We start from the raw sequence: 26,311 nt of genomic DNA, 5'->3' as shown, positions 1-26,311 counted from the left end.
TTTAGCTTAAAAAGGCCAAATGGTCTCCATAAATTTTGTCCCCCAAGGCTTGCGTGTAGATTTGTCTATATCGCCTTCGGTTTTATAAAGAATCTTTGCATCAGCTATATATTTACTATCTATCATATTATCTTGAGAAATATCATAAGGTCTTATAACCCCACTTAGTTGAATGATTTGTTTTTCTCCATTGATTAAAAGCTCACGACTTCCTTCTATAAAATAATTTCCATTAGATAAAACCTTAATTACTCTAGCAGAAATTGTAGTTTGGAAATTTTCACTTCTAGTTTGGCTTCCTGTGCCTTGATATTGTGAAGTACTTGCTGTGGTATAGCCTATATTTGTATAGTCATTAACAAAATCTCTAACTTTGCTAAGTCCAGCACCTGTAGTTATTTGTCCACCGCCTAAATTTACATTGTTGTTTTTGCTTGTAGATTTAGAGCCTTGTGAATTTTGTGTAGCATTTTCTCTAATGACTACGGTTACCAAGTCATTTACATTCATTGCTTTTTTATCAGAAAATAAAGGGTTATCTCCTTTACCAAACAGCGATCCAGGATTGCTTTGAGTATTATGATTTTGCTTAGGAGCTAGTTCTTCTACATAAGTAGGTGGTTTCATATTAATATGTGGATCAACTGTGGCACTACACCCAAACATTACAAAAGGTAACAAGTAAAAATTAACATTTTTAAATTTCATAGCTTTATAACCTTATATTATTATGATGAATTTTAAAATAATTATATTACAAAAAACAATTATTTTGTTAAATAAAGAGGAAAAAATGAAATCTATGTTTTTATTAAACTGCATTGATGAAAAATTTTTGCAGCAGTGTTTAGAAAAGGTACGAGGCAAAATAGCTTTTTACTTTCCTATTTTTTGTGAAAAAAATAAAGAAAAAATTACTTCATTTTGCACAAAAAGAAATCTTAAAATAGATTTTTTTAGTAGTTTTGAAAAAAATGAGTATCAAGGTAAATTCACTCAAAATTTAAATGATTTTTTTAAAAAAATTATTGAAGATTTTGAGAAAACAAAAAAAGAAAATGATTTTACTATAGTAGTTGGAGTAGATGATTTTGGCTTGATGGGGGATTTAAGTTTAAATATAGCCTTAGCTAAAGAGCTAAACACTCCATTGTATGCAAAAAGTCAAGATGAAAATCATACTATGTTAAATTTTTTACTAAGCCAAAAGCTTAGCGACTTTGTTTTGTTAAAAGAAAATGAAGATTTTACTCAAGATTTATTACAAGAATATACTTATAAAACTCAGGCAAGATTTTCTTATGAGCTTTTTGAAAAAGCAAAAGCAGATAAAAAAATAGTAGTTTTACCTGAAAGTTTTGATGAAAGAGTATTAAAAGCTAGTGAATTTTTAATACAAAATGAAATTGTTGATTTGATTTTGCTAGGTGATAGCAATGAAATTTGTGCGAAAGCCAATAGTTTAAATATCAATATCGATGGTGTGCGTATTATAAATCCTAAAAATTCTCAATATAATGAAGAATTTGAAGAGCTTTTATATGAAGCTAGAAAAAGCAAAGGTATGAATAAAGAAGAAGCTAAAAAACTCGTGCAAGATAAAACTTATTTTGCGACTTTACTTGTGCATACTCAAAAAGCCCATGCTATGGTAAGTGGTGCAAGTACAACTACTGCTGAAACTATTCGTCCTGCTTTGCAAATTATCAAAACAAAACCTGATGTGAGTTTGGTTTCTGGTATGTTTTTTATGTCTTTAGAAGATAAGGTTTTGGTTTTTGCTGATTGCGCTGTTATGCCAAATCCAACCCCTGAACAACTTGCTGAAATTGCTTATGTGAGTGCAAATAGTGCTAAGGCTTTTGGACTTGAACCTAAAGTGGCTTTACTTTCGTATTCTAGTGGAGATAGTGGGAGTGGAGCTAGTGTGGATGCGATTAAAGAAGCTACTAAAATAGCTAAAGAAAAATATCCTCAACTTGAGCTAGAAGGTCCTATACAATTTGATGCAGCATATGATATGCTAACAGCAAAAAGTAAAATGCCAAATTCTAAAGTAGCAGGAAAGGCAAATGTATATGTGTTTCCTGATTTAAATGCGGCAAATATTTGCTATAAAGCAGTGCAAAGAACAGCAAATTCTTTAGCTATTGGCCCGATTTTACAAGGTCTTAAAAAGCCAATTAATGATTTAAGTAGAGGTTGCTTGGTGGAAGATATTGTTAATACTGTGATTTTAAGTGCTATTCAAGCACAAGAATAAGGAGAAAAATGAAAATATTAGTTTTAAATTCAGGTTCATCTTCAATTAAATTTAAGCTTTTTGAAAAAGATGAAGCCCTAGCATCTGGTTTAGTGGAAAAAATAGGCGAGCAAAGCTCTAAAATAGAACTAAAAGATCTAAAAAGTGGTCAAAAATACCAAAAAGAATTAGCAATTAAAGATCATGAGCAAGGTATTGAATTAGTAAATGAATTATTTTCTCAAAGTGGAATTTTACATGATTTAAATGAGCTTGATGGGTGTGGACATAGGATAGTTCATGGAGGTCCAAATTTAACTAAACATTGTTTAGTAGATGATGAAATTTTAAAAGAAATTGATAGGGTTTCTCATATAGCACCTTTACATAATCCTGCACATTTAATAGGTATTAAAACTATGATAAAAGCAGCTCCAAAAGTTCCCAATGTGACAGTTTTTGACACAGCTTTTCATCAAAGCATGCCTGATTATGCTTATATGTATGCTTTGCCTTATGAGTTTTATGAAAAACACCAAGTTAGAAAATACGGCTTTCACGGTACTTCACATTCTTATGTAAGTAAACAAGCTGCACATATACTTGGTAAAAATATTAATGAATTTAATGCAATTAGCGCTCACCTTGGAAATGGTGCGAGTGTTTGTGCTATAGAAAATGGAAAATGCGTAGATACTTCTATGGGTTTTACTCCACTAGAAGGTTTGATTATGGGAACTAGATGTGGTGATATTGATCCTGCTGTATTGCCATTTTTAGCAAAAGAATTAAATTTAAATCCATCTGATTTAGATACTATAATGAATAAAAAAAGTGGTGTTTATGGAATTTGTGGGTTTAATGATTTTAGAGATATTGAAGCACAAATTGAAGAAAATAACGAAAAAGCAAGACTTGCTCTTGATATGTTTTGTTATCGTTTGAGTAAATATATTGGCTCATATTTTGCGATTTTACCTAGAGTCGATGCGTTGATTTTTACAGCTGGTATTGGAGAAAATGATAATATTGTTAGAGCAAAAGTTTGTCAAAGACTAGCGCATTTGGGATTTGATATAGATTTAGATAAAAATACACAACTTAGAAATGGTGAGATTAGTAAAAAAGACTCTAAAATTAAAATTTTAATTATTCCAACAGAAGAAGAATTAGAAATAGCTAAAATTACCACAGAACTTATTAAAAAATAAATAACCTTGAGTTTTAAACTCAAGGTTTGTTTTAAAATGCAGGAACTACAGCACCTTGGTATTTTTCATTGATAAAATCTTTTACTTTTTGACTTTGCAAAGCCTTTATTAAAGCTTTGATTTTAGGATTGTCTTTATTATCTTGTGTAGTTACTAAGATATTTGCATAAGGACTTTCTTTACTTTCTATTAAAATAGAATCTTTTACAGGATTTAAATTTGCTGATAAAGCATAGTTTGAATTAATCACTGCAAAATCAACATCATCTAAAGCCCTTGGAAGTTGTGCTGCTTTTAACTCTTTAAATTTGATGTTTTTTGGATTATCTTTAATATCAAGTGGAGTTTTTAATGCGATATTTTTAAAACTAACTAGTTTAGTACTAGCGATAATATCTAAAGCTCTGCTTTCATTTGTCGGATCATTTGGTACAGCTATAGTAGCATTTTGTGGAAGATCTTGGATATTTTTATATTTTTTAGAATAAACAGCCATTGGTTCGATGTGAACTTTTGCAACGCTAATTAATTTTGTGCCTTTATTGGCATTAAACTCATCCAAATAAGGTTGGTGTTGGAAGAAATTCGCATCAAGTTCTTTACTATCTGTACTAAGATTTGGTAAAACATAGTCATTAAATTCTTTAATTTCTAATGTGTAACCTTCTTTTTTTAATAAATCTTTAGTTTGTTCTAAAATTTCAGCATGAGGAACAGGTGTTGCACCTACAGTGATAACTTCATTAGCAAATAAACTTGCACCTAAAATTGTGCTTACAGCGAGCAATTTTAACAATTTCATATTAACTCCTTTTTTATAGTTTTTTAAAATGTTTGATTATATTGTAAAAATATTAATAAGATGAGAAAAGTTTTATTTTTGTTTGTTTTTATATTCTTTAGAAAAGCATTTAAGTTCTTTTATAAATTTTATATAACCACCTTTATACCAACTTTTTTGAGCATTAATAAGGGCTTTTCCAATTTTATAAGAATAAGTATTTTGATTTTTAATACCTTCGCTTTTGTAATCATCATAGCTTGATAAAGGTGGAAGTTTAAGGTAAGGTTTTGTTTTCAAATCTTTTTGGTATTGTTTAGCTAGTTTTGTGTGTTTGTAATAAATCTTTAGTAGAGTAAAAGGTAAAAAAGGAATTTTTTTCTTATTCTTAGCACACTCTATAAAGGCATAACCTAGTTTGTATGATAAATGATATCTTGTGCGTTGGATGGATTGCTTGTTGTCTTTGTGAAAAGAGCCTATATATTTACTTCCTCCAAATTTTAACCATTTTTCATAATATTCTTGCCATTTAGGCCATGTTTGATTGCAAAATTTACTATTCCAAAAACGACTGTTGGTGCCACAAGCATGAACTATAGAAGCATTTTGTGTAAGATTTGTAAGGTAATGAGTACTTCCCGTATATTTGTCTTTTAAATCTTTGACTTTAAAGTGATTTTCATAAACCATTAAGGAAAAAATTCCTTGATCTTGCCAATTTTTAGTATTTTGTGAAAGATAATTATAAATGAATTGATAACACTGTAAAGGATTTGGTATAAGATCGTTAAAGACTAAAATTCCTGTTTGATATACACGCTTATTGAAATATTTTTTTTCTAAAGGCAGTGCTGTGTGAATTAATGTTTTACCTAATCTTGCACCAAAATGATATTTTCTAGCTCTTAATTTACTAAGTTCATCTATACTTTTTAAAAGTAAAACATCAAAATCAAGATAGATAATACTTTCGCATTCATCTAAAAACTTAAAAGCTTCAAATCTTGCAAAAGCCATATGCGTCCATCTTTTTAAGAAAAATAAATTATTAATATCGTTTTGATTTTTATCAAGAGTGGTTAAAAAATCTTCTTGGGTAAAAAGAATAAATTTAATTGTTTTATTTTTAACAATTTTTTGCATGATATTTTGATCATTCAAGCTAAAACCATCATGTAAAATATAAAATATATCTACCTTTTCGCCCATAACATCCATGATGTTAATGAGCAAGGTTCCTATGGTAAAACTTGAATTTTTAGTCGCTGCTAGTAAGATACCAAGTTTATGTTTCATTGTTTATCTTTTGGTGATTTTATAAAGAATATTTCCTATAAATTGTATGATTTGAACTAAAACAATTAAAACCACAACAGTTTGAATCATAATATCAGTTCTAAAGCGCTCATAACCATAGCGAATGGCCACATCACCTAAACCACCACCACCAACAGTTCCTGCCATAGCAGAAAAACCAATAACAATAATCAAAATTAAAGTAATACCATTAATAATACTTGGTAAAGCCTCGCTAAACATAACTTTAAAGATAATTTGTGCTTTGCTAGCTCCATAAGATCTTGCTGCTTCAATGATAGCAGGATCAATTTCTTTAAAAGCACTTTCAATCATTTTGGCCAAATAAGGCGCAATTCCTATGGTAAGTGGTACTATGGTAGCAGTTGTTCCTATGCTAATACCAATGAGATATTTTGTAAAAGGACTTAAAACTACAATAAGTACTAAAAATGGAAAAGATCTTAAAATATTAATGATAAAATCAAGCACGCTATAAATGCTTTTGTTTTCACATAAGCCACCTTTATCAGTAATAGTAAGCACAATTGCAGGGATAAGCGCGATTAAAAAAGCTAAAAAAGTGGCTGTAAAACTCATATAAAGAGTTTCTAGTAATGCTGGATAAAGTATATTTTCAAAATTTCTCAAAATTGTTTCTAAGTTCATTACACAAGCTCCCAAATAACGCCATTTTCTTGTAAATAATTTAAAACTCTTTCTTGATCTTTAGCTTCTATATTGATCACCAAATTTCCTAAAGCATTGTTGTTTAGTTTTTCTATCTTACCCCAAACTATATTAAAATCAATATTTAAACTTCTAGCCATATGAGTGATAATGCTTTGATTTGCTTTTTCTTTACAAAAATATAAACGCACATTAACTCCATTTAGTGGTAAAAAATCACTCTCACCTAAGAATTCACGCATTTTTTCACTTGGCTTTAAGAATAAATCCTCGATTTTCCCTTGACCTATAATTTGTCCATGCTCTAGCAATACAGCCTTTTGTGCTATTTGTTTTACTGCTTCCATTTCATGAGTTACTAATACTACACTGATGTTAAATTCTTGATTGATTGTGGCAATAAGTTCTAAAATGTTATTTGTAGTATTTGGATCAAGTGCAGAAGTAGCTTCATCGCTTAGTAAAATTTTAGGATTTAAAGCAAGGGCTCTAGCTATGGCCACTCTTTGTTTTTGCCCACCACTTAGCTCATTTGGATAAGCTTTGCTTTTAGCTAAAAGTCCCACAAGATCTAAAAGTTCATTAACTCTTTTTTGAATTGTGCTTTTGTCAAAATTATGAATTTCTAAAGGCATAGCTACATTTTCAAATACATTTTTTCTACTCATAAGTGCAAAATGCTGAAAAATCATCCCTATATCTTTTCTAAATACTCTTAACTCTTTTTCTTTTAAAGTAGCTATTTCTTTACCAAAAACTTCCACACTACCACTTTGATAATTTTCTAAACCATTAATACATCTTAGCAAAGTTGATTTTCCTGCCCCGCTGTGTCCAACAAGAGCATAAATTTCCCCTTCTTTAACTTCTAAAGAAACATCATTTATAACTAATTCTTTGCCATAATATTTTTTAAGATTTTGTATTTTTATCACTTATTAGCCTTCTAAATTAGAAATTTCATCATTGATTTTTTCAAGTTGAGTTTTAATGCTTTCAAGTTGAGTTTTATTTTGCTCAACAACCGTAGCCGGTGCATTAGAGATAAATTTTTCATTTTTCATCATAGCATCTAGCTTGTTAAATTCTTTTTCAAGTTTTGTTTTTTGACTATTAAGCCTATTTAAAACACCGCTTAAATCAAGATCTTGAGTTGGTATAAATACTTCTAAATTCTCGCTTACATCTCTAATGGATTTTTCTAAATTTGTATTGATAAACTCGATGTTTTCACATTTTGCAAGTGTTGAGATGAAATTAGTGTAATTTTTTAACTCACCCATTAAGCTCTCATCGTTTAATTTTATACAAGCTTTTTGAATTTTTGCATTTGCAAGCTCTACTAGGGTTTTTGCACGGCGTAAACTCACTATGCTTTCTATAATGATATTGAATAATTTTTCTATTTTTTCATTTCTAGAATTAAATTTAGGATATTTTGAAATCATTATAGAATCATGAGTTTGGATAGAAGTTTTACTTAACTCATGGTATAAATACTCACTAATAAATGGCATAAAAGGATTTAAAAGTTTTAATGCTTCTTTAAAAATACTTCCAAGTTCTTTTATACTTGATTTTTCAGCCTTGCTAAGTTCAATCCCCCAATCACAAAATTCATCCCAGAAAAATCTATACAAAGTATTTGCCGCATCATTAAAGCGGTAGTTGTCTAAATTTTCTCTTGTTTCTTTTACGCATACTTCAAAACGAGATAGCATGTATTTTGCTAAGTTAGTTTGAATTTTACTTTTATCTAAATCTTCAAATTTTTCTTCATTTAAGAGTAAAAATTTACTTGCGTTATAAAGCTTATTGGTAAAATTTCTAACTTGTATGAGTTTGTCATTGCTTAACTTTATATCTCTACCTTGGATAGCTAAAAGAGCAAGAGTAAAACGCAAGATATCAGCGCTGTATTCATCCACGCTTTGCACAGGATCAATGACATTACCTAAAGACTTGCTCATTTTTCTACCTTGTTCATCTTTAACCAAAGCATGCAAATATATATCTTTAAAAGGAAGTTCACCTAAGGCATTAGTGCTTTGAAACATCATTCTAGCAACCCAGAAAAATAAAATATCAAAACCAGTGATTAATAAAGAATTTGGATAAAAATCTTTTAAATCATCTTCATGCCAAAGTGTGTTTTTACCCCAGTCTTTATTACCCCAACCTAAAGTACTCATAGCCCAAAGACCTGAAGAAAACCAAGTATCTAAAACATCAGGGTCTTGTTTGAAATTAGTGCTTTGGCATTTTGGACATTGACTTGGAGTTTCTTCGCTTGCCCATTCATGAGAGCATTCACAGTAATACACAGGAATTTGATGACCCCACCAAAGTTGTCTTGAAATACACCAATCTTTTAAATCCCTCATCCAAGCATTAAAACTATTAATCCAATGTGCAGGGTAGAATTTGCTTCCACCAAGATTAACTTTTTCTATGCTTTCTTTTGCGATTTCATTTTTTACAAACCATTGTTTAGAAATGTAAGGTTCAACTACATTTTTACAACGATAACAATATCCTACTTGATTAGTATAATCTTCTATTTTTTCAACAAAACCTTTTTCTTGTAATTCTTTTATAATAATATTTCTTGCTTCTAATCTTTCTAAGCCTTTAAAATGCAAGCAATGTTCATTTAAAATACCTTTTTCATCAAAGATGGTAATAAATTCAAGTTTATGTCTTAAGCCTACTTCATAGTCATTATGATCATGTGCTGGGGTTACTTTCACAAAGCCTGTACCAAATTCCATATCCACATGCTCATCAGCAATAATAGGAATTTTTCTATCTATTAAAGGTAAAATGACATTTTTGCCTATTAAGTGTTTAAATCTTTCATCGCTTGGATTAACCATCACAGCACTATCACCAAAATAAGTTTCTGGTCTTGTGGTGGCTACTACGATATATTCTTGAGAATTTTCTAAGAAATATTTTAAATAATATAATTTTCCTTTATTTTCTTTGTGTTCTACTTCTATATCGCTTAATGCTCCATCATGAGTGCACCAATTTACCATGTAATTTCCACGCACAATAAGCTTTTTATCATAAAGATCCACAAAGGCTTTTTTTACTGCATTTACTAAACCTTCATCCATAGTAAAACGCAAACGACTCCAAGCGGGAGTGATACCCAAAATTCGCATTTGCTTAACTATGGTACCACCGCTTTGCTCTTTCCATTCCCATACCTTTTTTATAAATTCTTCTCTACCGAGTTCTTCTTTTTTAATGCCTTGAGCTAAAAGTTGTTTTTCTACAACATTTTGTGTTGCAATCCCTGCATGATCAAGTCCTGGCTGATAAAGAGTTTTGTAACCATCCATTCTTTTATAACGCGTTGTGATATCTTGTAGAGTACAAGTTAGAGCATGACCTATATGCAAAACACCTGTTACATTAGGTGGTGGCATCATAATACAAAAGTTTTTACCTTTTTCTTGAATTTTTTCATTACCATTGATTTCAAAATATCCGCGTTCTTCGCAAATTTTATAATATTCTTTTTCTAGTGATTTATCATACATAATTGCTACCTTGAGAATGAAAATAAATTGTTATGTTAGCTTAAAATTGTTAAAGAAGTTTTGAAATTTAGAAATTAGTTATAAAAACTAATTTCTACTTTACGATTATTTTGTCTTTGAGAATCAGACTTATCTTTAGTAGGATAGGTGTCTTTTCCCAAAGATTTTATTTCTATAACCTCAGTAAAACTAAAGAAATGTTTAGCCACATTCATTGCTCTATTTAATCCTATCATATAGTTTGCAAAAGTGCTACCTCTATCGTCTGCATAACCTTGAATTTTAACTCTTTTGAGTATATCTTCTCTTGCTAGATTTTGATTGATTTTTTCAAGTAGATTTTCATTGCTGTATTCACTATATCCATTTCTTTCAAATAAAAATTTTAAATCAGAAATTTTAACATCTACATAATTGTATTTTTTCTTATTTTTAGCAAAAACAATATCTTTATTATATATGCTTAGTTTCATATTGTCATTTGAAAGCATATCGATAAAAATCGTTAAATTATAATCTTGAGAATTAATTTTAACAGGATTGATCATTTCTTTTAACATATCAACCCTATAATCACTTAAACTTTTTCCATCCAATACATAAACTTTAACAAAATCATTACTTAATCTTGGTTCATATCTGCTAGTTTTACCTTTTGTAATGTATTCTTGCATAGTATTTTTATATTTTGTTGTTTTTTCTTTTTTTATGCTTGTTTGTTTGTTGTTTTCAACGAGAACTTTTTGTTCTTCTTGGGCTACTTTAGGAGTAATAGTTTCATTTTTAGAAACTTCAGCTATATTTGTTTGGGTTGTTGGCGCGACTTCTTGAGTGCTTGTATTTTCATCTATGATAGGATTATTTTGTACTGGAATTTCTTCTTTTAAAGACTCCGGATTTATTTGTTGTGATGGATAATAAGTATTATCACTTATATTATTTCTTTCTTGATTGTATTGAGTACTTGGCGGAGTGTAGCTTTGATAAGAACTACTTTTTTTATAATCATATACATAAGTATTTGAATCATCTTCAAAATACCACATATAAAAACCAATACTAGCGCCTATTAGCACCACAAAAGCTATACTAAAAGCAATAATACTTTTCATTTTTTATCCTTTGTGAAGTCCTCAAAAGGACTTTAATTATTTATAATTTTTAATAGAATTTTCTAAAATTTCACTTGCTTTTTCAATACCTGCAAATTCTTTTACTTTTACCCATTTGTTTGGCTCAAGCATTTTATATGTTTCAAAGAAATTTTTGATTTTATCTAGGCTTGCTTTTGGTAAATCATCTAAACATTTAATATTATCATATCTTGGATCTATTTTACTTACAGGAACAGCAAGTAATTTTTCATCCATACCACTTTCATCTTCCATTAATAATACCCCTATTAAACGACAAGGAATCACAGCTCCTGCTTGGATAGGATATTCATTTAATACTAAAACATCAATAGGATCGCCATCATCTGCAAGAGTATTTGGTATAAAACCATAGTTTGCTGGATAAAACATAGCTGAATACATCACGCGATCAACCATGATGGCTCCGCTTTCTTTGTCAAGTTCGTATTTAATGTTTGATCCATAAGGAATTTCAATAACTGCATTAAGTTTATTTGGTATTTCTCCAACTTTGATTTTGCTAATATCCATTTTTTATCCTTTATTTTAATAAATCATTGATTAAATTTTTCATATCAGCTACGATAGCTTCAATACTTCTTTCACCATTGATTACATGGTGGATATTTTCTTTAGTATAAAAATTTGTTATTTCTTCTAAAGGTCCTAAATAAACTTTCATTCTATTGTTAAAAACCTCTTCGTTATCATCAGCACCTCTAGCACGCCCTAAAACTCTTTCTCTAGCAACTTCTTCGCTAACTTTAACTTCTATCACACCTTTTAAAATTACTTCACTTTGATTTTTTAATACCTTATCAAACTCAAGCATTTGCTCAACACTTCTTGGATAACCATCTATTAATATAGTATTAGTTGGTGCATTTTTTAAAGCAGTGATGATAGTATTAACTACCACTTCCAAAGGAACCAAATTTCCTTTAGAAATAAAACTATCAATAGTCTTTCCAAGTTCGCTTCCACTAGCCACTTCTGCTCTTAGTAAATCACCTGTAGAATAATGAGTAATGCTTGCATCATCTGTAGCTATGATGCTTGCATCGGTTGTTTTACCACTACCTGGTGCACCTATGATTAAAAATAATTGTTTCATTTAGTATTCTCCCTTAATCTTATACCTAGTTCTCTCATTTGTTCATTGCTTACTTCGCTTGGAGCTTGAGTCATAAGACATTGCGCTCTTTGTGTTTTAGGAAATGCTATAACTTCTCTAATACTTGAAGATTTTGTTAAAAGCATGATAAGTCTATCAAGGCCTATTGCTATACCACCATGTGGTGGTGCTCCAAAACTTAATGCATCAAGTAAGAAGCCAAATTTCTTTCTTTGTTCTTCTTCATCAATATTTAAAAGCTTAAATACTTTTTGTTGGATAGGACTTTTGTGAATTCTTATACTACCACCACCTAATTCTACACCATTTAACACTACATCATGTGCAATAGAATTAATTTCTTCTAAGTCTTGCTCATCAATATTTTTTGGCATAGTAAATGGATGGTGCATTGCAGAATAGCTTCCATCATCATTTTGCTCAAACATAGGAAAATCAATAACCCACAAGAATTCTAATTTATCCTCATCGATAATTTTCATTTCATCAGCAAGGAATAATCTAAATCTGCCCATATAATCAAGCACAGTTTTTTTAATCCCTGCACCAAAAAATACCACATCACCAACTTCTAATTCACATCTTTGGATTAAAGCATTTAAGTCCTCTTCGCTAAAGAATTTACAAAGTGGACCTTTAGGACCATCTTCTTTCATTTGTATAAATGCAAGCCCTACTGCTCCAAATTTACGCACAAATTCTTCAAATCTTTGCATTTGGCGTTTAGAAAAAATTGTATCACCTTTTGGAACTCTTAAAGCTTTAATGCGATTTTTCTTCGTGTCTTTTGCAATATTTGCAAAAATTTCATTATTTGATTTTGCAAAAATATCAATCACATCAATAAATTTCATATCAAATCTTAAATCAGGCTTATCAGAGCCATAATTTTCCATAGCTTCCTTGTAACTCATTTGTCTAAAAGGTATGCTAATTTCTTTTCCGCAAGCTTTGAAAATATCTTTAAGTAAATTTTCTGCCATAGCTATGATATCTTTTTGTTCACAAAAACTCATTTCTATGTCTATTTGAGTAAATTCAGGTTGGCGATCTGCTCTTAAATCCTCATCTCTAAAACATTTTGCAATTTGAAAATATCTATCAAATCCTGAACACATTAAAAGTTGTTTGAAAAGTTGAGGGCTTTGAGGTAGGGCATAAAATTCACCTTGATGTACGCGTGATGGTACTAAATAATCCCTTGCGCCTTCTGGGGTAGCTTTGGTTAAAATAGGGGTTTCAACCTCTAAAAATCCCATTTTTGCTAAAGAATTTCTTGTTGCTATACAAGCAGTTGATCTTAGAGCAAAATTATCATAAAGTTTTTTGCTTCTTAAATCTAAAAATCTATATTTTAATCTTAATTCTTCATTTACACTTTCATCGCCTATAGCAAAAGGTACTACAGCACTTTCATTTTCAATAGTAAGTTTATTTATAACAACTTCTATTTCTCCGGTTTTTAATTTTGGATTTACAAGTCCTTCACCGCGTGGGCGAATTTTTCCTTGTGCTATTAAAACATATTCATTTCTTACTGATGAAGCTATATTATGTGCTTCTTGATTATCTGCTGGATCACATACTAATTGTATAAGTCCGCTACGATCTCTAAGATCGATAAAAATTACACCTCCATGATCACGGTAAGAATTTACCCAACCACATAATGTTACTTCCTCGCCAACATTTTGTATGTTAAGCTCTGTATTATAATGAGTTCTCAAAATTTTTCCTTAGCTTAATTTTGTTCAATTTTGTTATTATAGTATTTTATTCTTTTGCTTAGCTAAGTTTTGTTATAATTTTTTTATGAAAAAATGTATAAATATAGAAAAAATTCAAAAAGTAGGCTTATTTTGCAGGTTAAATACAAATTTAAATGAGCAAATTGCTTTTTTAAAAACAATTTTTTTGCAAAAAAATATAGAGCTTGTGCTATTAGATCAGAAAAAAAATAATCTTAAAGATTTACAGAAATTAGATTTTTTAATTTCTCTAGGTGGGGACGGCACGCTTTTGTCTTTATGTAGGCAAGCTTATCAAGCAAAAAAGCCTATTTTAGGGATAAATGCAGGAAATTTAGGTTTTTTAACTGCTTTTTCTTTTAATGAAGTAGAAAGTTTTTTTAAAGAGTTTTTTAAAAATGATTTTAAAATAGAAAAAGCTAAAATGCTTCAAATAACGCTTTGTAAAAAGAATAAAATCATTAAAAAATTTGCTTTTAATGACGCGGTTTTTTCTCGCGATAATGCTTTAATGGCAAATGTGGAAGTTTTTTTTGAAAATAAACTTTTTAATGCTTATTATGGAGATGGTTTGATTATAGCTAGTTCAAGTGGTTCAACTGCTTATAATATTAGTGCAGGTGGACCTATAGTACATCCTTGGAGTGAAATTTTTGTTCTAACTCCGGTTTGTTCTCATTCTTTAACTCAAAGGCCTATTGTTTTGCCTTATGGTTTTGAGCTTGAGTTGAAAGTTGAGCATTGTTTGTTGTATTTAGACGGGCAAGAAGTGGTTGATCCTAAAGAATATGATAGAATTCTTATAGGGCTTAGCAAGAAAGAACTTAGTTTTATACATAAAAAAGATAGAGATTATTTCCAAGTTTTAAAAGAAAAGTTAAATTGGGGTAAGTGATGATAGAAAGTATTTTAATCAAAGAAAATTTAGGTTTTAAACAAGCAAAATTAGACTTAGAAGTGGGGCTTACTGTCTTCACTGGTTTAAGTGGTGCTGGAAAGTCTGTGCTTTTTAAGGCCATTTTGGCAGCTTTTGCTTTAAGTGAGAGCGAAGCTAAAATGGTGGAAGTTTTATTAAATGATGAGCTTGAATTAGATGAGTTTGGCATTGAAAATGAAGAATTAAATGTATTTAAACTTTTAAAAGATAAAAGTTCGCGTTATTTTGTCAATAATCAACTTATTTCAAAAAAGAATTTAGCCTTACTTTCTAAGAAATTTGTAAAATATCTTTCAGCTAAGGAAAATAATGAGTTTTCAAATGAAAGATTTTTAAACTTACTTGATTTTATGCAATCAAAAGAAGATAAGAAATTTAAAGATTTTTTAAATGAATATAAAAATGTTTATAAAGAATATATAGAAAATAAAATTAAATTAGAAAAAATTCAAGAAGAAGAAAAAAAGGTAGAAGAATTAAAAGAATTTACAAGCTTTGAAATACAAAAAATCCAAAGTATTAACCCAAAAATAGGCGAATTTGATGAGTTGATGAGTTTAAAAAAAAGGCTTTCTAAAAAAGACAAAATTGATGCAGCTTGGAACAGGGCAAGCAAAATTTTTGAATTAGAATCAGCAGTGATTGAAGCTTTGCAAATTAGTGATGTTGATAGTTCATTTTTTTCAGAGTGTTTAAATGAACTAAGGGTGGTGTTGGAAAATCAAAGTTTTGATGATTTTGATTTTGATATAGAAGAAGTGCTTGATAGGATAGAAAAACTTTCTTCTTTGATTTCAAAATATGGAAGTATAGAAGAAACTTTAGAAGCTTTAGAGAAGAAAAAAGCAGAATTAACTCATTATGAAAATTTAAGTTTTGAAAAAAAAGAATTAGAAGAGAAAGTGCAAAATGCTAAAATACTTTTAGATGAGAAAAGCCAAAAATTAAGTACTTTGCGCAAAAAAAGATTAAAAGAGCTTGAGAAATTACTTAATTTTTATCTTGAAAAACTTTATATGAAAGAGATTAAATTAGAGGTTAAAGATTGTGCTTTGAGTATTTTAGGTAAAGATGAAGTGAATTTAAATATAAATGAAGCTAGTTTGAAAAATTTAAGCTCAGGTGAGATAAATCGTTTAAGACTTTCTTTTATCGCAACTGAATGTAATGTTACTAATAAAGCTAGTGGGATAATATTTTTAGATGAAATTGATGCAAATTTAAGCGGTAAAGAAGCAATGAGTATAGCTGAAGTTTTAAAAGAGCTTGCTAAGTTTTATCAAATTTTTGCAATTTCACACTTACCACAGCTTTCATCAAAAGCAAGCAATCACTTCCTAGTAGAAAAAATAGGAAATGAAAGTAGGGTAAGAAAGATAGAAAAAGAAGAAAGAGTAAAAGAACTTGCTAGAATGGTAAGCGGGGAAAATATTACCCAAGAAGCTTTAGAATTTACTAGAACTTTGCTTTAAAAACAAAAAGTAAATTTCAATATGATATAATTAGTTTTTTAAAATTATTTAAAGAGAGTGTTTTACCATGGAAGAAAAAATTTTAATCATTGATGATAATAAAATGCTAACTAAACTTTTAGCAAAAAAAGTAGAAAATACTTTAGGATTAAAGGTAGATGTTGCTTTTGATATGAATAGTGCAAAAGATTTATTGAAAAATGATTATTTTATGGCTTTTGTAGATCTTTGTTTACCAGATGCTCCTAATGGTGAAGTGGTTGATGTAGTTTTAGAAAAAAATATCCCCGCTATTGTTCTTACGGGAAGTAATGACGGACAAACTCGTAAAAAATTTATGGAAAAAGATATTATTAATTATATTCAAAAAGAAAGTGAAGATTGTATTAATGAAATGTTAAATTCTATTAGAATGCTTCAAAAAAATAATAAAACTAAGATAATTTTAGCAATTGCAAATGTAACTTTACGCGCAGAAATGAAGAAAAACTTAAACAATCAGCTTTTTAATGTTTTAGCAGCAGCTCATGGGGAAGAGGCACTAAGCTATTTAAGCGATCATCCTGATACAAAATTAGTAATTTGCGATGCTACTATGCCGGTAATTAATGGGGAAGATTTACTTGTAGAAATTCGCTCAAAATATTCTAAAATAGAACTTGGTGTGATTATGGTTGGGGATAAAGATGATGCATTAGAAGCAAGAGCTTTTAGAAAAGGTGTGAATGATTATGTGATTAGACCTTTCCAAAAAGAATCACTTAATTGTAGAGTAAATAATTGTTTAGATTATATGCAAAAGTGTGTTTTGCTAGATGAGTATAGTTTAGGTAAAGATTTATTAACAGGACTTGATGATTATGCTACTTTTGAAAAAAGATTTTTAGATTATTTAGAAGATATACAAGAAAATGAAGAAATGGCGTTGGCTTTGATTGATATTGATAATCTTGCAACAATTAATTATGAATTAAGTTATGATTGCGGTGATGGAGTGATAAAACATACAGCCGAAAAGATTAAAGATCAAATTCGTGGTATGGATTTAGCTACTAGAATTGAAGATGGTAAATTCTACATTGCTTTAAAAAATATAAGCAATAAAGAGGCTTTAAAAGCCTTTTCAAATATAAGAGTTAATATTTCCAAAGAAAGTGTTTTGATAGCTTTAGACGAGGTTGATTATAGCATCTCTGTGGGGGTTGCTTTTGGTAGCAAAGGAAGCCAAATGCAAGATTTGCTCAATAAAGCACAAAAGGCATTAGATTTAGCTAAGGCTAATGGAAAAAATAGGGTAGAGGTATGTTTTTAGATTGTGATTTTAGTGAAAAAATCATAGATACTCATTGTCATCTAGATAGCCAAGCTTATTTTGGATATTTAGATGAGATGTTAACGCATGCATTTGAAAATGGTGTAGATAAAATCATTATACCAGGTGCAGATATAAAAGATCTACCAAGAGCAAGAGAGATAGCACATACTTATGATAATGTGTATTTTTCTTGTGGGGCGCATCCTTATGATATAGATGATTTTGATTTAGAAGTTTTAAAAGAATTTATAGATGATAAAAAATGTATCGCAGTGGGTGAGTGTGGACTTGATTATTATCGTTTAAATACTAATGATGATACTATTAAAACAAGACAAAAAGAAGTTTTTATAGCTCAAATACAACTAGCCATTGAATATAAAAAGCCATTGATTGTGCATGTGCGTGAAGCTAATGAAGACAGTTTTAATATTTTAAAAACATACTCAAAAGAATTGCAAGGCGGTGTTTTGCATTGCTTTAATGCAAGCGAACTTTTACTTCAACTAGCAGATGAAGGATTTTATTTTGGTATAGGCGGGGTTTTAACTTTTAAAAATGCAAAAAAATTAGTGGAAATTTTACCTAAAATTCCAAAAGATAAACTTGTTTTGGAAACAGATGGGCCTTATTTAACTCCAGAACCACATCGTGGTAAAGTAAATGATCCTATTTTAACGCATTTTGTAGCACAAAAAATATCTGATCTTTTAAAATTATCTAAAGTTGAAGTAGTAAAACTTACGAATTTAAATGCCAATCGTTTGTTTTTTCAAGGTTTATAATGAAAAAAAACTTTATATTTTTTATATTAGTATTATTATGTTTAAATGCTAAAGCCTTGCAGGTAACTCCTGAATATTATACTCAGCAAGCTCAAATTCTAAGAAATTTAGACATAGAAGCAAGCTATCTTAGTGATATGTTATTTTTAGAATTTAAAGAATCTTCTTTAAATATGCATTCTAAAACTTTAGTTGATACTATGAGAGAATTTTATAAAATCACTCCAATTATCCGTAAAATTTTAGAAAAAGAAAATATTCCTCAAGAATTTTTATATTTGGCAATTGTAGAATCTGGTTTAAAAATTCATAGTGTTTCTAGAACTAAAGCAGTAGGTGTTTGGCAGTTTATGAAGCCAACAGCACAAACTTTAGGTTTAAGAATAGATCCTTATGTTGATGAAAGAAGAGATTTAGTCAAATCAACTTATGCAGCCATTGCTTATTTAAAGCAATTAAAAGAGCAGTTTGGAAAATGGTATTTAGCAATTTTAGCTTATAATTGTGGTGATGGTAAATTACGCCAAGCCATAAAAAAAGCAAAAAGTGATGATTTAAGAATCTTGCTTGATCCTGATAAAAAATATTTACCATTAGAAACTAGAATTTTTATTAGAAAAATTCTTACTATGGCATTTTTGGCTAATAATAATGATTTTTTGATTTCACAAGATAGTGCTTTGCTTAATTATGCTCTATCGAGTGAAGTTAAAAAAATACCTGTTCCACCAAGTGTTTCTTTAAGAGAGCTTGCTAAAGTAGCTAAGATGTCTTATAATGAATTTAAGCGTTATAATCCACATTTTAATTATGACTTTACTCCGCCTGATAAAAAAGATTATTATATGTATATTCCTTTAAGTAAAAGTGTGGCTGTGGAAAATGCATTAGAGAATGTAAAGCTAGCTAAAGTGGATACAACTATTCCGCATACAAAAATTTATATAGTAAAAAAGGGTGATAGTCTTTATACTATTGCAAAAAAACATAAAATTAGTGTTGAAAGCATTAAAGAATATAATAAAATCAAAGGAAACTTGATTAATATTAATCAAAAACTTGTGTTAAAAATTAAGGAGAATAACAATGCAAAAATCAAAACTACTCAAAAATTACCAAAAAACTCTCATACAAAAGTCGTTAGTCGTTAGTTGTGTAGGGGTTTTATTTAGTGCTTGTAGTATGGTGCCTATTAGCACACCTACTGTGTATTATCCAGAAAGAGATTTTAAAAGTATAAAGCATAATAATACAGGCTTAAAAGGCACTATGAAACCTTATACTATTAATGGTAAAACATATTATCCAACCGTAGTAGAAGTAGGTGAGACTGCTGATGGTATAGCTAGTTGGTATGGACCGGGCTTTCATGGTAAAAAAACTTCCAATGGTGAAACTTATGATCAACATGCTTATACAGCAGCTCATAAAACTTTACCTATGAATACTATAGTAAAGGTAACTAATTTAAAAAATCATCGTCAAACTACCGTAAGAATAAATGATAGAGGACCTTTTGTAGCAGGTAGGATTATAGATTTATCTAATATGGCCGCAAGAGATATTGATATGATTCAAGCAGGAACGGCTCCTGTAAGACTTGAAGTAATTGGTTTTGGAACAAGTGCAAATTCAGGTTCAGTACATACTAATTCTAATTTAGGTAGCAGTGGGGAGATTGCTGATAGTGGCCATATTTTCCAAGGTGGAGCTTTTATGGTGCAAATTGGGGCATTTAGAAATAAAAGTGGCGCAGAGTTAATAGCAAGTAGATATAAAAATTATAATTCTTATACTTCAACAATACAAACAAGTGCTAAAGATGGTTTACATAGAGTATTTTTAAAAGGCTTTAGAAGCGAGCAAGAAGCAAGGGATTTTGTTGATGGTGGTTCTTTTCCCGGTGCGTTTATAGTAAGAGAGTAAAATTATGATAGAGCTTATTTTTTTAGATGTAGATGGTTGTCTAACAGATGGTAAAATCATCTACACACAAAATTATGGTGAAATTAAAGAATTTAATGTAAAAGATGGTGCAGCAATTGAGGCTTGGCAAAAGCTTGGCAAAAAAGTTGCTATTATTACAGGCAGGACTAGCGAGTGTGTATATTTTAGAGCTAGAGATTTAAAAATTGATCTAGTATATCAAGGTATTAGTGATAAATTAACTTGTGCTAAAGAAATTTTAGAAAAATTAAATTTAGACTTTTCTCAATGTGCTGCTATTGGGGATTATTATAATGATATGAGCTTACTTGAAGCAGTTGCTTATAGTTTTAAGCCAAAAGATGCGCATAAGGCTTTAAAAACTGATAAAGTTTTAAACAGAAAAGGTGGTAATGGAGCAGTGAGTGAGATGATAGAAATTTTAATTGAACATAATAATATGCAAGCTCAATGGGATAAACTTTGGCGATAAAAATTTTTGCTATATTAATGAGTTTATTTGCCTTTGTTATGGTGATTTTAAGTACTCAAGATCCTTATTTGTTTGCAATAAAACCGCAAAAGGTAGATGTGGCAAATATGCAAGCTTTTGATGTGCTTGATTATGAGCTTAATACATCTATTACAAAAGCTAGTTATCAAGCAAGTCGTTGGGTAAAATACCAAGATAAAGATATTTTTGATGATTTTAAAGTGCAAGCACTTGATTATAATTTAAGTTCGGATTTATTAGTAAGAAATGATGAAAAATCCATTTTAGAAGGTAATGTAAGTTATTTTGATCAAAATCAAACTTCTATTTTTACTCAAAAAGCAATTTATGATATGAAAAATAAAATTTTATTTTCCAATGAAAAATTTAAGGCATATATAGGGTTAAATGAGGTTTTTGGGGATAATTTTTTATATGATGTAAATCAAAAAGAATTAAGAATTCAAGGAATAAAAGCATGGTTTTTAGAGCAATAATTTTTTTGTGTTTGTTAAATTTATTTGCATTTAGTGCTCAAAAAATAGAAGTTTATGCTAAAGATTTTTATTTGGATGAGAAAAATGAAACGAGCATATTAACCGGTGATGTGGAAGTAAAAAAAGGTAAAGATATTTTAAATTCGCAAAAATTAGTCATTTATATGAAAAATAAACAACCCATTAAGTATATAGCTACTAAAGATGCTAAATTTAAAATTATGATGAAAGATAAGATTTATCATGGAAGTGGTGATGAGTTTGTTTATAATGTAGCTAAAGATACATATGAAATCAATGGTAATGCAAAAATTATAGAAGTGCAGTCAAAAAAAGAGCTTATAGGTGATAAAATCATAGTAGATAGAAAAAATATGACTTATAGAGTAGTTAGTAAAGATAAAAAACCTGCTAAATTTGTATTTGAAGTAAAAGAATGATATTAAATGCTAAATTTTTAACTTCTGCTTCTAAAATAAATGAAGCTCCACAGCCTATATATACTGAAATTGCATTTTTAGGTCGCTCTAATGTAGGAAAAAGTTCTTTGATTAATACTCTTTGTAAGAATAAAAATTTAGCAAAAAGTTCTTCAACTCCAGGCAAAACCCAACTCATTAATTTTTTTGAAGTTGATTGTAAAAAAGATGAGGATAAATTTAAATTGATGTTTATCGATTTACCTGGTTTTGGCTATGCTAAAGTGAGCAAAAAAACTAAGGCTATTTGGAACAAAAATTTAGATGAGTTTTTAAAAGAGCGTAGTTCTATCAAGCTTTTTATTCATCTAATAGATTCAAGACATGAAAATTTAGATATTGATGCAAATTTGGATTTGTATTTAGATTCTTTTATTAGAGCTGATCAAAAAAAAATAATAGTTTATACAAAAGCAGATAAGCTCAATCAAAGTCAAAAAGTAAAAATTTTAAATGTAAATAAAAATGCCATTTTAGTTTCAAATTTGAAAAAAAGTGGTATTGATAAATTAGAACAAAAAATTATTTTAGAGAGCTTAGGTTTTAATGAGGAGTAGAAATTTAGTAAAAAATAGATTTGATTTTTCTTATTTATTTTTTTATTTATCTTTGATTTTTTATCAAGTGCTAAGCTCTGTTTATTATTGGATGCCTCCTTTGTTTGGCGTGTTTTTTTGTTATATGATAGTGCTTTTAAAAGAAAAAGAAAGAACTCTTAATAAGCTTGATTTTAGATGGTATTTTTCTTTGTTTTATCTTTTATTAATTGATATTATCCATGGATTTTATCTTTTTAGTTCTTGGATAGCTTTTTTCGTTTTTTATCATCTTTTTGTTGATTGGTTTAAAAGTAAATTAAAACTAGGCCATTATTTGCTCGTTATATTCACTTTTTGTGCTTATATTTTTATCTATCTTTTTGATGTATTTTTGGCATATTTAGATAATAGTCAAATTTTAAAATTTGGTATTGAATATCTATGGTTTTTTGTCGTTGAAGCTTTGATTTCTTTTGTTATTTTTAAAGGGAAAATCTAATATGCGTATGCGTTTGGTGATGGGATTTATAGCTTGTTTTTTTATACTTTTACTTGCTAGAGTGTATTATATAAGCATTAAATCTAATGTTTATTATGAAGAAATAGCTAAACAAAATGCCATTAAAACGCAATTTTTAGCACCTGTAAGAGGGCAAATTTTAGATGTTAAAGGTAGGCCCTTAGCAGTAAATAAATTAGGTTTTTCAATCTCTATAAAGCCATATTTGTATATAAAAAAGAAAAACAGAAATCTTTTAGAGCAGGAATTGCAAGTTATAGTAGATGCTTTTCCTGATTTAAACATAACTAAATTAAAACGAAATTATATAAAAGCAGATTCTTATTATAATCAAGATTATATAGAAGTAGTTCCATTTATAGAATATGATGCTATGATTAAGCATTTTACTAAGCTTAATTTGCGTGAAAATATGCAAGTTAAATCTACTACTCAAAGATTTTATCCTTATGATGCTTTAGCTAGCCATGTTATAGGTTATGTTGGAAAAGCAAATTTAAACGATATGAATGAAAATGAAATTGCAAGATTAACTAGCTATGTAGGGCGTAGCGGTATAGAGCGTTCTTATAATGAAATTTTGCAAGGTCAAAAGGGTGAAAAAGTTAGCAAAGTAAATGCGTTAAATAAAGAAATAGAAGAACTTTCTTATAAAAAACCTACTTCAAGTAATATCACTTTAAGCATTGATCTTGATTTGCAAGAATACTTGGCTAGTATTTTTGAAAATTTAGCAGGCGCTGCTATAGTAATGGATGTAAAAAGTGGAGCTATTTTAGCAGCGGGTAGTTTTCCTGAATATAATCTCAATCCTTTTGTTACCGGTATTAGTCAAGAAGAATGGGATAAACTTTCTAATGATTTAAACCATCCTTTTACTAATAAACTCATTAATGGTCTTTATCCTCCAGGTTCAGTTATAAAAATGGGAACAGCTTTAGCATTTTTAGATAGTGGAAAAGTGACTGAAAATCATAAATATTTGTGTGATTCTAACTTTGAACTTGGTGGTAGAAAATTTAGATGTTGGAAGGCTATAGGTCATGGTTATGTAGATATGACAGATGCTATTAGAGAAAGCTGTGATGTATATTTTTATAAAGGAGCTTTGGAGGTTGGTATTGACATTATTAGTTCTGTTTTTGAAAGAATAGGTTTTGGTACAAAAACAGGAGTAGATTTACCTAATGAATTTATAGGAACGGTTCCTAATAGAATTTGGAAAAAAGAAAAATACAATCAACCTTGGTATCAAGGTGAAACTTTAAATACAAGCATAGGTCAAGGTGATTTTCTTGCTACTCCTATGCAAGTGGCTAAATTTACAGCTATGATTGCTACGGCTAAAAATATCACACCGCATTTTTTACATAGTATTGATGATAATGTTACTAAGGTAAATTTTGACAATAATGAAAGTGTTTTTACGACTTTTGAATTATCAAAACTTCCACTTTTAAGGCGTGCGATGTATGAGGTGGCCAATGTTGATGGTGGAACTACGGCAAGATTTTTAAGAAATTCTCCTATTACTATAGCAGCCAAGACAGGAACAGCTCAAGTAGTTGGAATTTCCCAAAGTGAAAAAAAGCGTATTAAAGAAGAGGATTTAGAGTATTTTTTAAGATCTCATGCTTGGATTACTTCTTATGCGCCTTATGAAAAACCTCAATATGTAGTAGTAGTTTTAATCGAACATGGAAAAAGTGGTAGTAGCGCAGGCGGACCTGTACTTGCTAAAATTTATCAAAAACTTATAGATTTGGGTTATATTGATAAAAAATATATTAAGAAAAAAGCTAAATGATTAGCATTCCATCGCCATAAGAATAAAAACGATATTTGTTTTTTATAGCTTCATGGTAAAGTTCTAAAGTTTTTTCTCTACCTATAAAAGAGGCCACAAGCATAATAAGAGTTGATTTTGGTAAGTGAAAATTAGTGAGTAAAAAATCAAGTCTTTGTGGGGTATTTTGTGGGTGTAAAAACAAATCACAAAAACCTTCTTTTAATTTTTTTCTATGATAATACTCTATACAACGAGTAACTGTGGTGCCTACACCAAGTATTTTTTTAGAAGAATTAATCAAAGCACAAGTTTCATCATCAACATAGAAAAATTCTGAATGCATTTTATGCTCGCGTATATCTTCGCATTCTACACCTTTAAAAGTTCCCGCACCAACATGAAGTGTGATAGTATGGATATTATGATTTTTTTTAAGTTCTTTTATCATTGCTTCGTTAAAGTGCAAGCTTGCAGTGGGTGCAGCAACCGCACCTTGATTTTTGGCAAAAATGCTTTGATAGTTAATGTTATCTTGTGCTTCATCTGCTCTTTTAATATATGGTGGTAAAGGTATATGGCCTATTTTTTCTAAAATTTCAAAAACTTCATGATGATTGAATTTTTTTTCATCATTAAAAAATTCTACTTCTCTTGTGCCATCATCGTGTAATTTTTTGATTTTAGCTTTTAAAGAATTTTCAAAATATAAAATTTGTCCTTCTTTAACCTTGCCACGAATTTGAACTAAAAAATCATTATTTTTTAAAGGGTGATTAATGAAAAGTTCTATTTTGCTACCACTTTCTTTAAATCCATAAATTCTTGCTTTTATTACTTTAGTGTCATTAAAGATAATTTCACAAGGTGGTAAAATTTTAGCTAAGTCCTTAAAATGTAAATGTAAAATTTGATCTTTACATCTTTCATAAACTAAAAGTTTAGCATTCTCCTTGGGTAAGATAGGAAAATTTGCTATAAGTTCATTAGGTAAATCATAATCATAACTAGAAAGCAAAAGATCTTTATCAATCGTTTTCATCATTTTCTTTTTGACTAGGATTAACTTTTTTGGCTATGTAAATAGAAATTCCATAAAGTCCGCACAAAGGAACGGCCATTAAAAATTGTGAGATTATATCAGGTGGTGTCATCATAGCTGAAAAAACAAAAATCACTAAAACTGAAACCCTAAAGTGTTTTTTTAAAAATGCATCATCAATAAGTCCAAGTTTGGCAAAGAAAAAGGTTATCACAGGCATTTCAAACGCTAAGCCAAAGGCAACTACAAGTTTAGTAAAAAATCCCACATACAAGCCTATGCTGATTAAAGGTTTAAAATCTTGAGTTTGCACCCCAAAATCAATTAAAAATTTAAAAGCCAAAGGTATGACTATATAATAACAAAACAAAGCTCCAAGCGCAAACATAATGCTAGCAAAGCCTACAAAAGGCACTACTAGTCTTTTTTCATTATCATAAAGTCCTGGTGCTACGAATTTCCAAAACTGCCAAAAAATAACCGGTAAAGAAATCAAAAAAGCTGTAAAAAATGAAACTTTCATTGCAGTAAATAAAGGCTCTTGTAATTCAACGAAAGTCATTTGTTTTGAAATTTCAGGTAAAGCTGCTTCAACGGGTGCTTTTAGTATATCTATAATATAACTATTAAAACTAAAGCATACAAAAAACATTACAACAACACAAGCTACGCTTATAAATAATCTTTTTCTAAGTTCTACTAAATGTGGTTTTAATTCTTCAAACAT

General features: G+C 29.4%; 25 protein-coding genes and 1 pseudogene. 14 read left to right on the top strand and 12 right to left on the bottom strand.

Annotated features, from left to right (window positions below; translation table 11 throughout):
- Positions 1-6: 6 nt before the first annotated feature.
- Positions 7-708, bottom strand: a complete 702-nt coding sequence (gene flgH / locus L8W64_RS05945; RefSeq protein ID WP_133319229.1) for a flagellar basal body L-ring protein FlgH — start codon at positions 706-708, stop codon at positions 7-9.
- Positions 709-793: 85 nt separating this feature from the next.
- Here flgH and pta point away from each other — a divergent pair, with 85 nt between their 5' ends.
- Positions 794-2,263, top strand: a complete 1,470-nt coding sequence (pta, locus tag L8W64_RS05940; protein WP_318529427.1) for a phosphate acetyltransferase — start codon at positions 794-796, stop codon at positions 2,261-2,263.
- 8 nt (positions 2,264-2,271) lie between these two features.
- Positions 2,272-3,453, top strand: coding sequence for an acetate kinase (locus L8W64_RS05935; RefSeq protein WP_263660271.1), 1,182 nt, complete (start codon positions 2,272-2,274; stop codon positions 3,451-3,453).
- A 31-nt stretch (positions 3,454-3,484) separates the two neighbouring features.
- Here L8W64_RS05935 and L8W64_RS05930 read toward each other — a convergent pair whose 3' ends face one another.
- The 9 genes and pseudogenes from L8W64_RS05930 to aspS all read right to left on the bottom strand — a co-directional run bounded on the left by L8W64_RS05930 (position 3,485) and on the right by aspS (position 13,772).
- Positions 3,485-4,255: a MetQ/NlpA family ABC transporter substrate-binding protein gene (locus L8W64_RS05930; protein WP_133319226.1), complete on the bottom strand. Its 771-nt coding sequence runs from the start codon at positions 4,253-4,255 to the stop codon at positions 3,485-3,487.
- A gap of 72 nt (positions 4,256-4,327) precedes the next feature.
- Entirely contained in the window at positions 4,328-5,533 is a 1,206-nt protein-coding gene (locus L8W64_RS05925) for a glycosyltransferase (RefSeq protein ID WP_263659597.1), read from the bottom strand.
- Positions 5,534-5,542: 9 nt separating this feature from the next.
- A pseudogene (locus L8W64_RS05920) lies at positions 5,543-6,199 on the bottom strand (methionine ABC transporter permease); the annotation flags it as partial.
- A 2-nt stretch (positions 6,200-6,201) separates the two neighbouring features.
- On the bottom strand, positions 6,202-7,158 hold the full coding sequence (locus tag L8W64_RS05915; protein WP_263659598.1) for a methionine ABC transporter ATP-binding protein: 957 nt from the start codon (positions 7,156-7,158) through the stop codon (positions 6,202-6,204).
- 3 nt (positions 7,159-7,161) lie between these two features.
- Entirely contained in the window at positions 7,162-9,774 is a 2,613-nt protein-coding gene (locus tag L8W64_RS05910; protein WP_263659599.1) for a valine--tRNA ligase, read from the bottom strand.
- A 74-nt stretch (positions 9,775-9,848) separates the two neighbouring features.
- Positions 9,849-10,886 (bottom strand): hypothetical protein, encoded by a 1,038-nt coding sequence (locus tag L8W64_RS05905; protein WP_263659600.1) that lies wholly within the window; start codon positions 10,884-10,886, stop codon positions 9,849-9,851.
- Between the two features lie 36 nt (positions 10,887-10,922).
- Entirely contained in the window at positions 10,923-11,441 is a 519-nt protein-coding gene (gene ppa, locus L8W64_RS05900; RefSeq protein ID WP_263673166.1) for an inorganic diphosphatase, read from the bottom strand.
- 10 nt (positions 11,442-11,451) lie between these two features.
- Positions 11,452-12,024 (bottom strand): adenylate kinase, encoded by a 573-nt coding sequence (locus L8W64_RS05895; protein WP_263659602.1) that lies wholly within the window; start codon positions 12,022-12,024, stop codon positions 11,452-11,454.
- Positions 12,021-13,772 (bottom strand): aspartate--tRNA ligase, encoded by a 1,752-nt coding sequence (gene aspS / locus L8W64_RS05890; RefSeq protein WP_263659603.1) that lies wholly within the window; start codon positions 13,770-13,772, stop codon positions 12,021-12,023. Before aspS ends, L8W64_RS05895 begins: the two co-directional genes overlap by 4 nt.
- A gap of 85 nt (positions 13,773-13,857) precedes the next feature.
- On the opposite strand from aspS, the gene L8W64_RS05885 reads away from it, so the two are divergent.
- The 12 genes from L8W64_RS05885 to mrdA all read left to right on the top strand — a co-directional run bounded on the left by L8W64_RS05885 (position 13,858) and on the right by mrdA (position 24,563).
- Positions 13,858-14,688, top strand: coding sequence for an NAD(+)/NADH kinase (locus tag L8W64_RS05885; RefSeq protein WP_263659604.1), 831 nt, complete (start codon positions 13,858-13,860; stop codon positions 14,686-14,688).
- The gene (locus tag L8W64_RS05880) at positions 14,688-16,202 is read left to right on the top strand and encodes an AAA family ATPase (RefSeq protein ID WP_263673164.1); all 1,515 of its coding nucleotides are present in this window, start codon (positions 14,688-14,690) and stop codon (positions 16,200-16,202) included. Before L8W64_RS05885 ends, L8W64_RS05880 begins: the two co-directional genes overlap by 1 nt.
- A 67-nt stretch (positions 16,203-16,269) precedes the next feature.
- Positions 16,270-17,514, top strand: a complete 1,245-nt coding sequence (locus L8W64_RS05875; RefSeq protein WP_263673162.1) for a diguanylate cyclase — start codon at positions 16,270-16,272, stop codon at positions 17,512-17,514.
- Complete coding sequence (locus tag L8W64_RS05870; protein ID WP_263673161.1) at positions 17,505-18,302, top strand: TatD family hydrolase; 798 nt, start codon at positions 17,505-17,507, stop codon at positions 18,300-18,302. Before L8W64_RS05875 ends, L8W64_RS05870 begins: the two co-directional genes overlap by 10 nt.
- The gene (locus L8W64_RS05865) at positions 18,302-19,453 is read left to right on the top strand and encodes a lytic transglycosylase domain-containing protein (protein WP_133319213.1); all 1,152 of its coding nucleotides are present in this window, start codon (positions 18,302-18,304) and stop codon (positions 19,451-19,453) included. Before L8W64_RS05870 ends, L8W64_RS05865 begins: the two co-directional genes overlap by 1 nt.
- Positions 19,389-20,228 (top strand): septal ring lytic transglycosylase RlpA family protein, encoded by an 840-nt coding sequence (locus L8W64_RS05860; protein WP_133319212.1) that lies wholly within the window; start codon positions 19,389-19,391, stop codon positions 20,226-20,228. Before L8W64_RS05865 ends, L8W64_RS05860 begins: the two co-directional genes overlap by 65 nt.
- Before the next feature lie 4 nt (positions 20,229-20,232).
- The gene (locus L8W64_RS05855; RefSeq protein ID WP_133319211.1) at positions 20,233-20,721 is read left to right on the top strand and encodes an HAD hydrolase family protein; all 489 of its coding nucleotides are present in this window, start codon (positions 20,233-20,235) and stop codon (positions 20,719-20,721) included.
- Positions 20,722-20,738: 17 nt separating this feature from the next.
- Positions 20,739-21,218, top strand: coding sequence for a hypothetical protein (locus tag L8W64_RS05850; protein ID WP_263673159.1), 480 nt, complete (start codon positions 20,739-20,741; stop codon positions 21,216-21,218).
- On the top strand, positions 21,200-21,658 hold the full coding sequence (gene lptA, locus L8W64_RS05845) for a lipopolysaccharide transport periplasmic protein LptA (RefSeq protein ID WP_133319209.1): 459 nt from the start codon (positions 21,200-21,202) through the stop codon (positions 21,656-21,658). Before L8W64_RS05850 ends, lptA begins: the two co-directional genes overlap by 19 nt.
- On the top strand, positions 21,655-22,254 hold the full coding sequence (yihA, locus tag L8W64_RS05840; RefSeq protein WP_263670319.1) for a ribosome biogenesis GTP-binding protein YihA/YsxC: 600 nt from the start codon (positions 21,655-21,657) through the stop codon (positions 22,252-22,254). The genes lptA and yihA overlap by 4 nt, the downstream gene beginning before the upstream one ends.
- Complete coding sequence (locus L8W64_RS05835; RefSeq protein ID WP_133319207.1) at positions 22,244-22,735, top strand: hypothetical protein; 492 nt, start codon at positions 22,244-22,246, stop codon at positions 22,733-22,735. Before yihA ends, L8W64_RS05835 begins: the two co-directional genes overlap by 11 nt.
- Position 22,736: 1 nt before the next feature.
- A complete protein-coding gene (mrdA, locus tag L8W64_RS05830) occupies positions 22,737-24,563 on the top strand; it encodes a penicillin-binding protein 2 (protein ID WP_263673157.1) in 1,827 nt (608 codons plus the stop codon).
- Here the strand turns inward: mrdA and queA are convergent.
- Positions 24,556-25,584, bottom strand: a complete 1,029-nt coding sequence (gene queA / locus L8W64_RS05825; RefSeq protein ID WP_263661309.1) for a tRNA preQ1(34) S-adenosylmethionine ribosyltransferase-isomerase QueA — start codon at positions 25,582-25,584, stop codon at positions 24,556-24,558. The genes mrdA and queA overlap by 8 nt on opposite strands.
- Positions 25,571-26,311: a twin-arginine translocase subunit TatC gene (tatC, locus tag L8W64_RS05820; RefSeq protein ID WP_220566664.1), complete on the bottom strand. Its 741-nt coding sequence runs from the start codon at positions 26,309-26,311 to the stop codon at positions 25,571-25,573. The genes queA and tatC overlap by 14 nt, the downstream gene beginning before the upstream one ends.

Origin of the sequence: Campylobacter sp. IFREMER_LSEM_CL1097 (assembly GCF_025772225.1) — a bacterium.
GTDB lineage: Bacteria > Campylobacterota > Campylobacteria > Campylobacterales > Campylobacteraceae > Campylobacter_D > Campylobacter_D lari_D.
The sequence above is the reverse complement of the archived record's forward strand: the minus strand, read 5'-3'. Positions and strand labels throughout refer to the sequence as shown.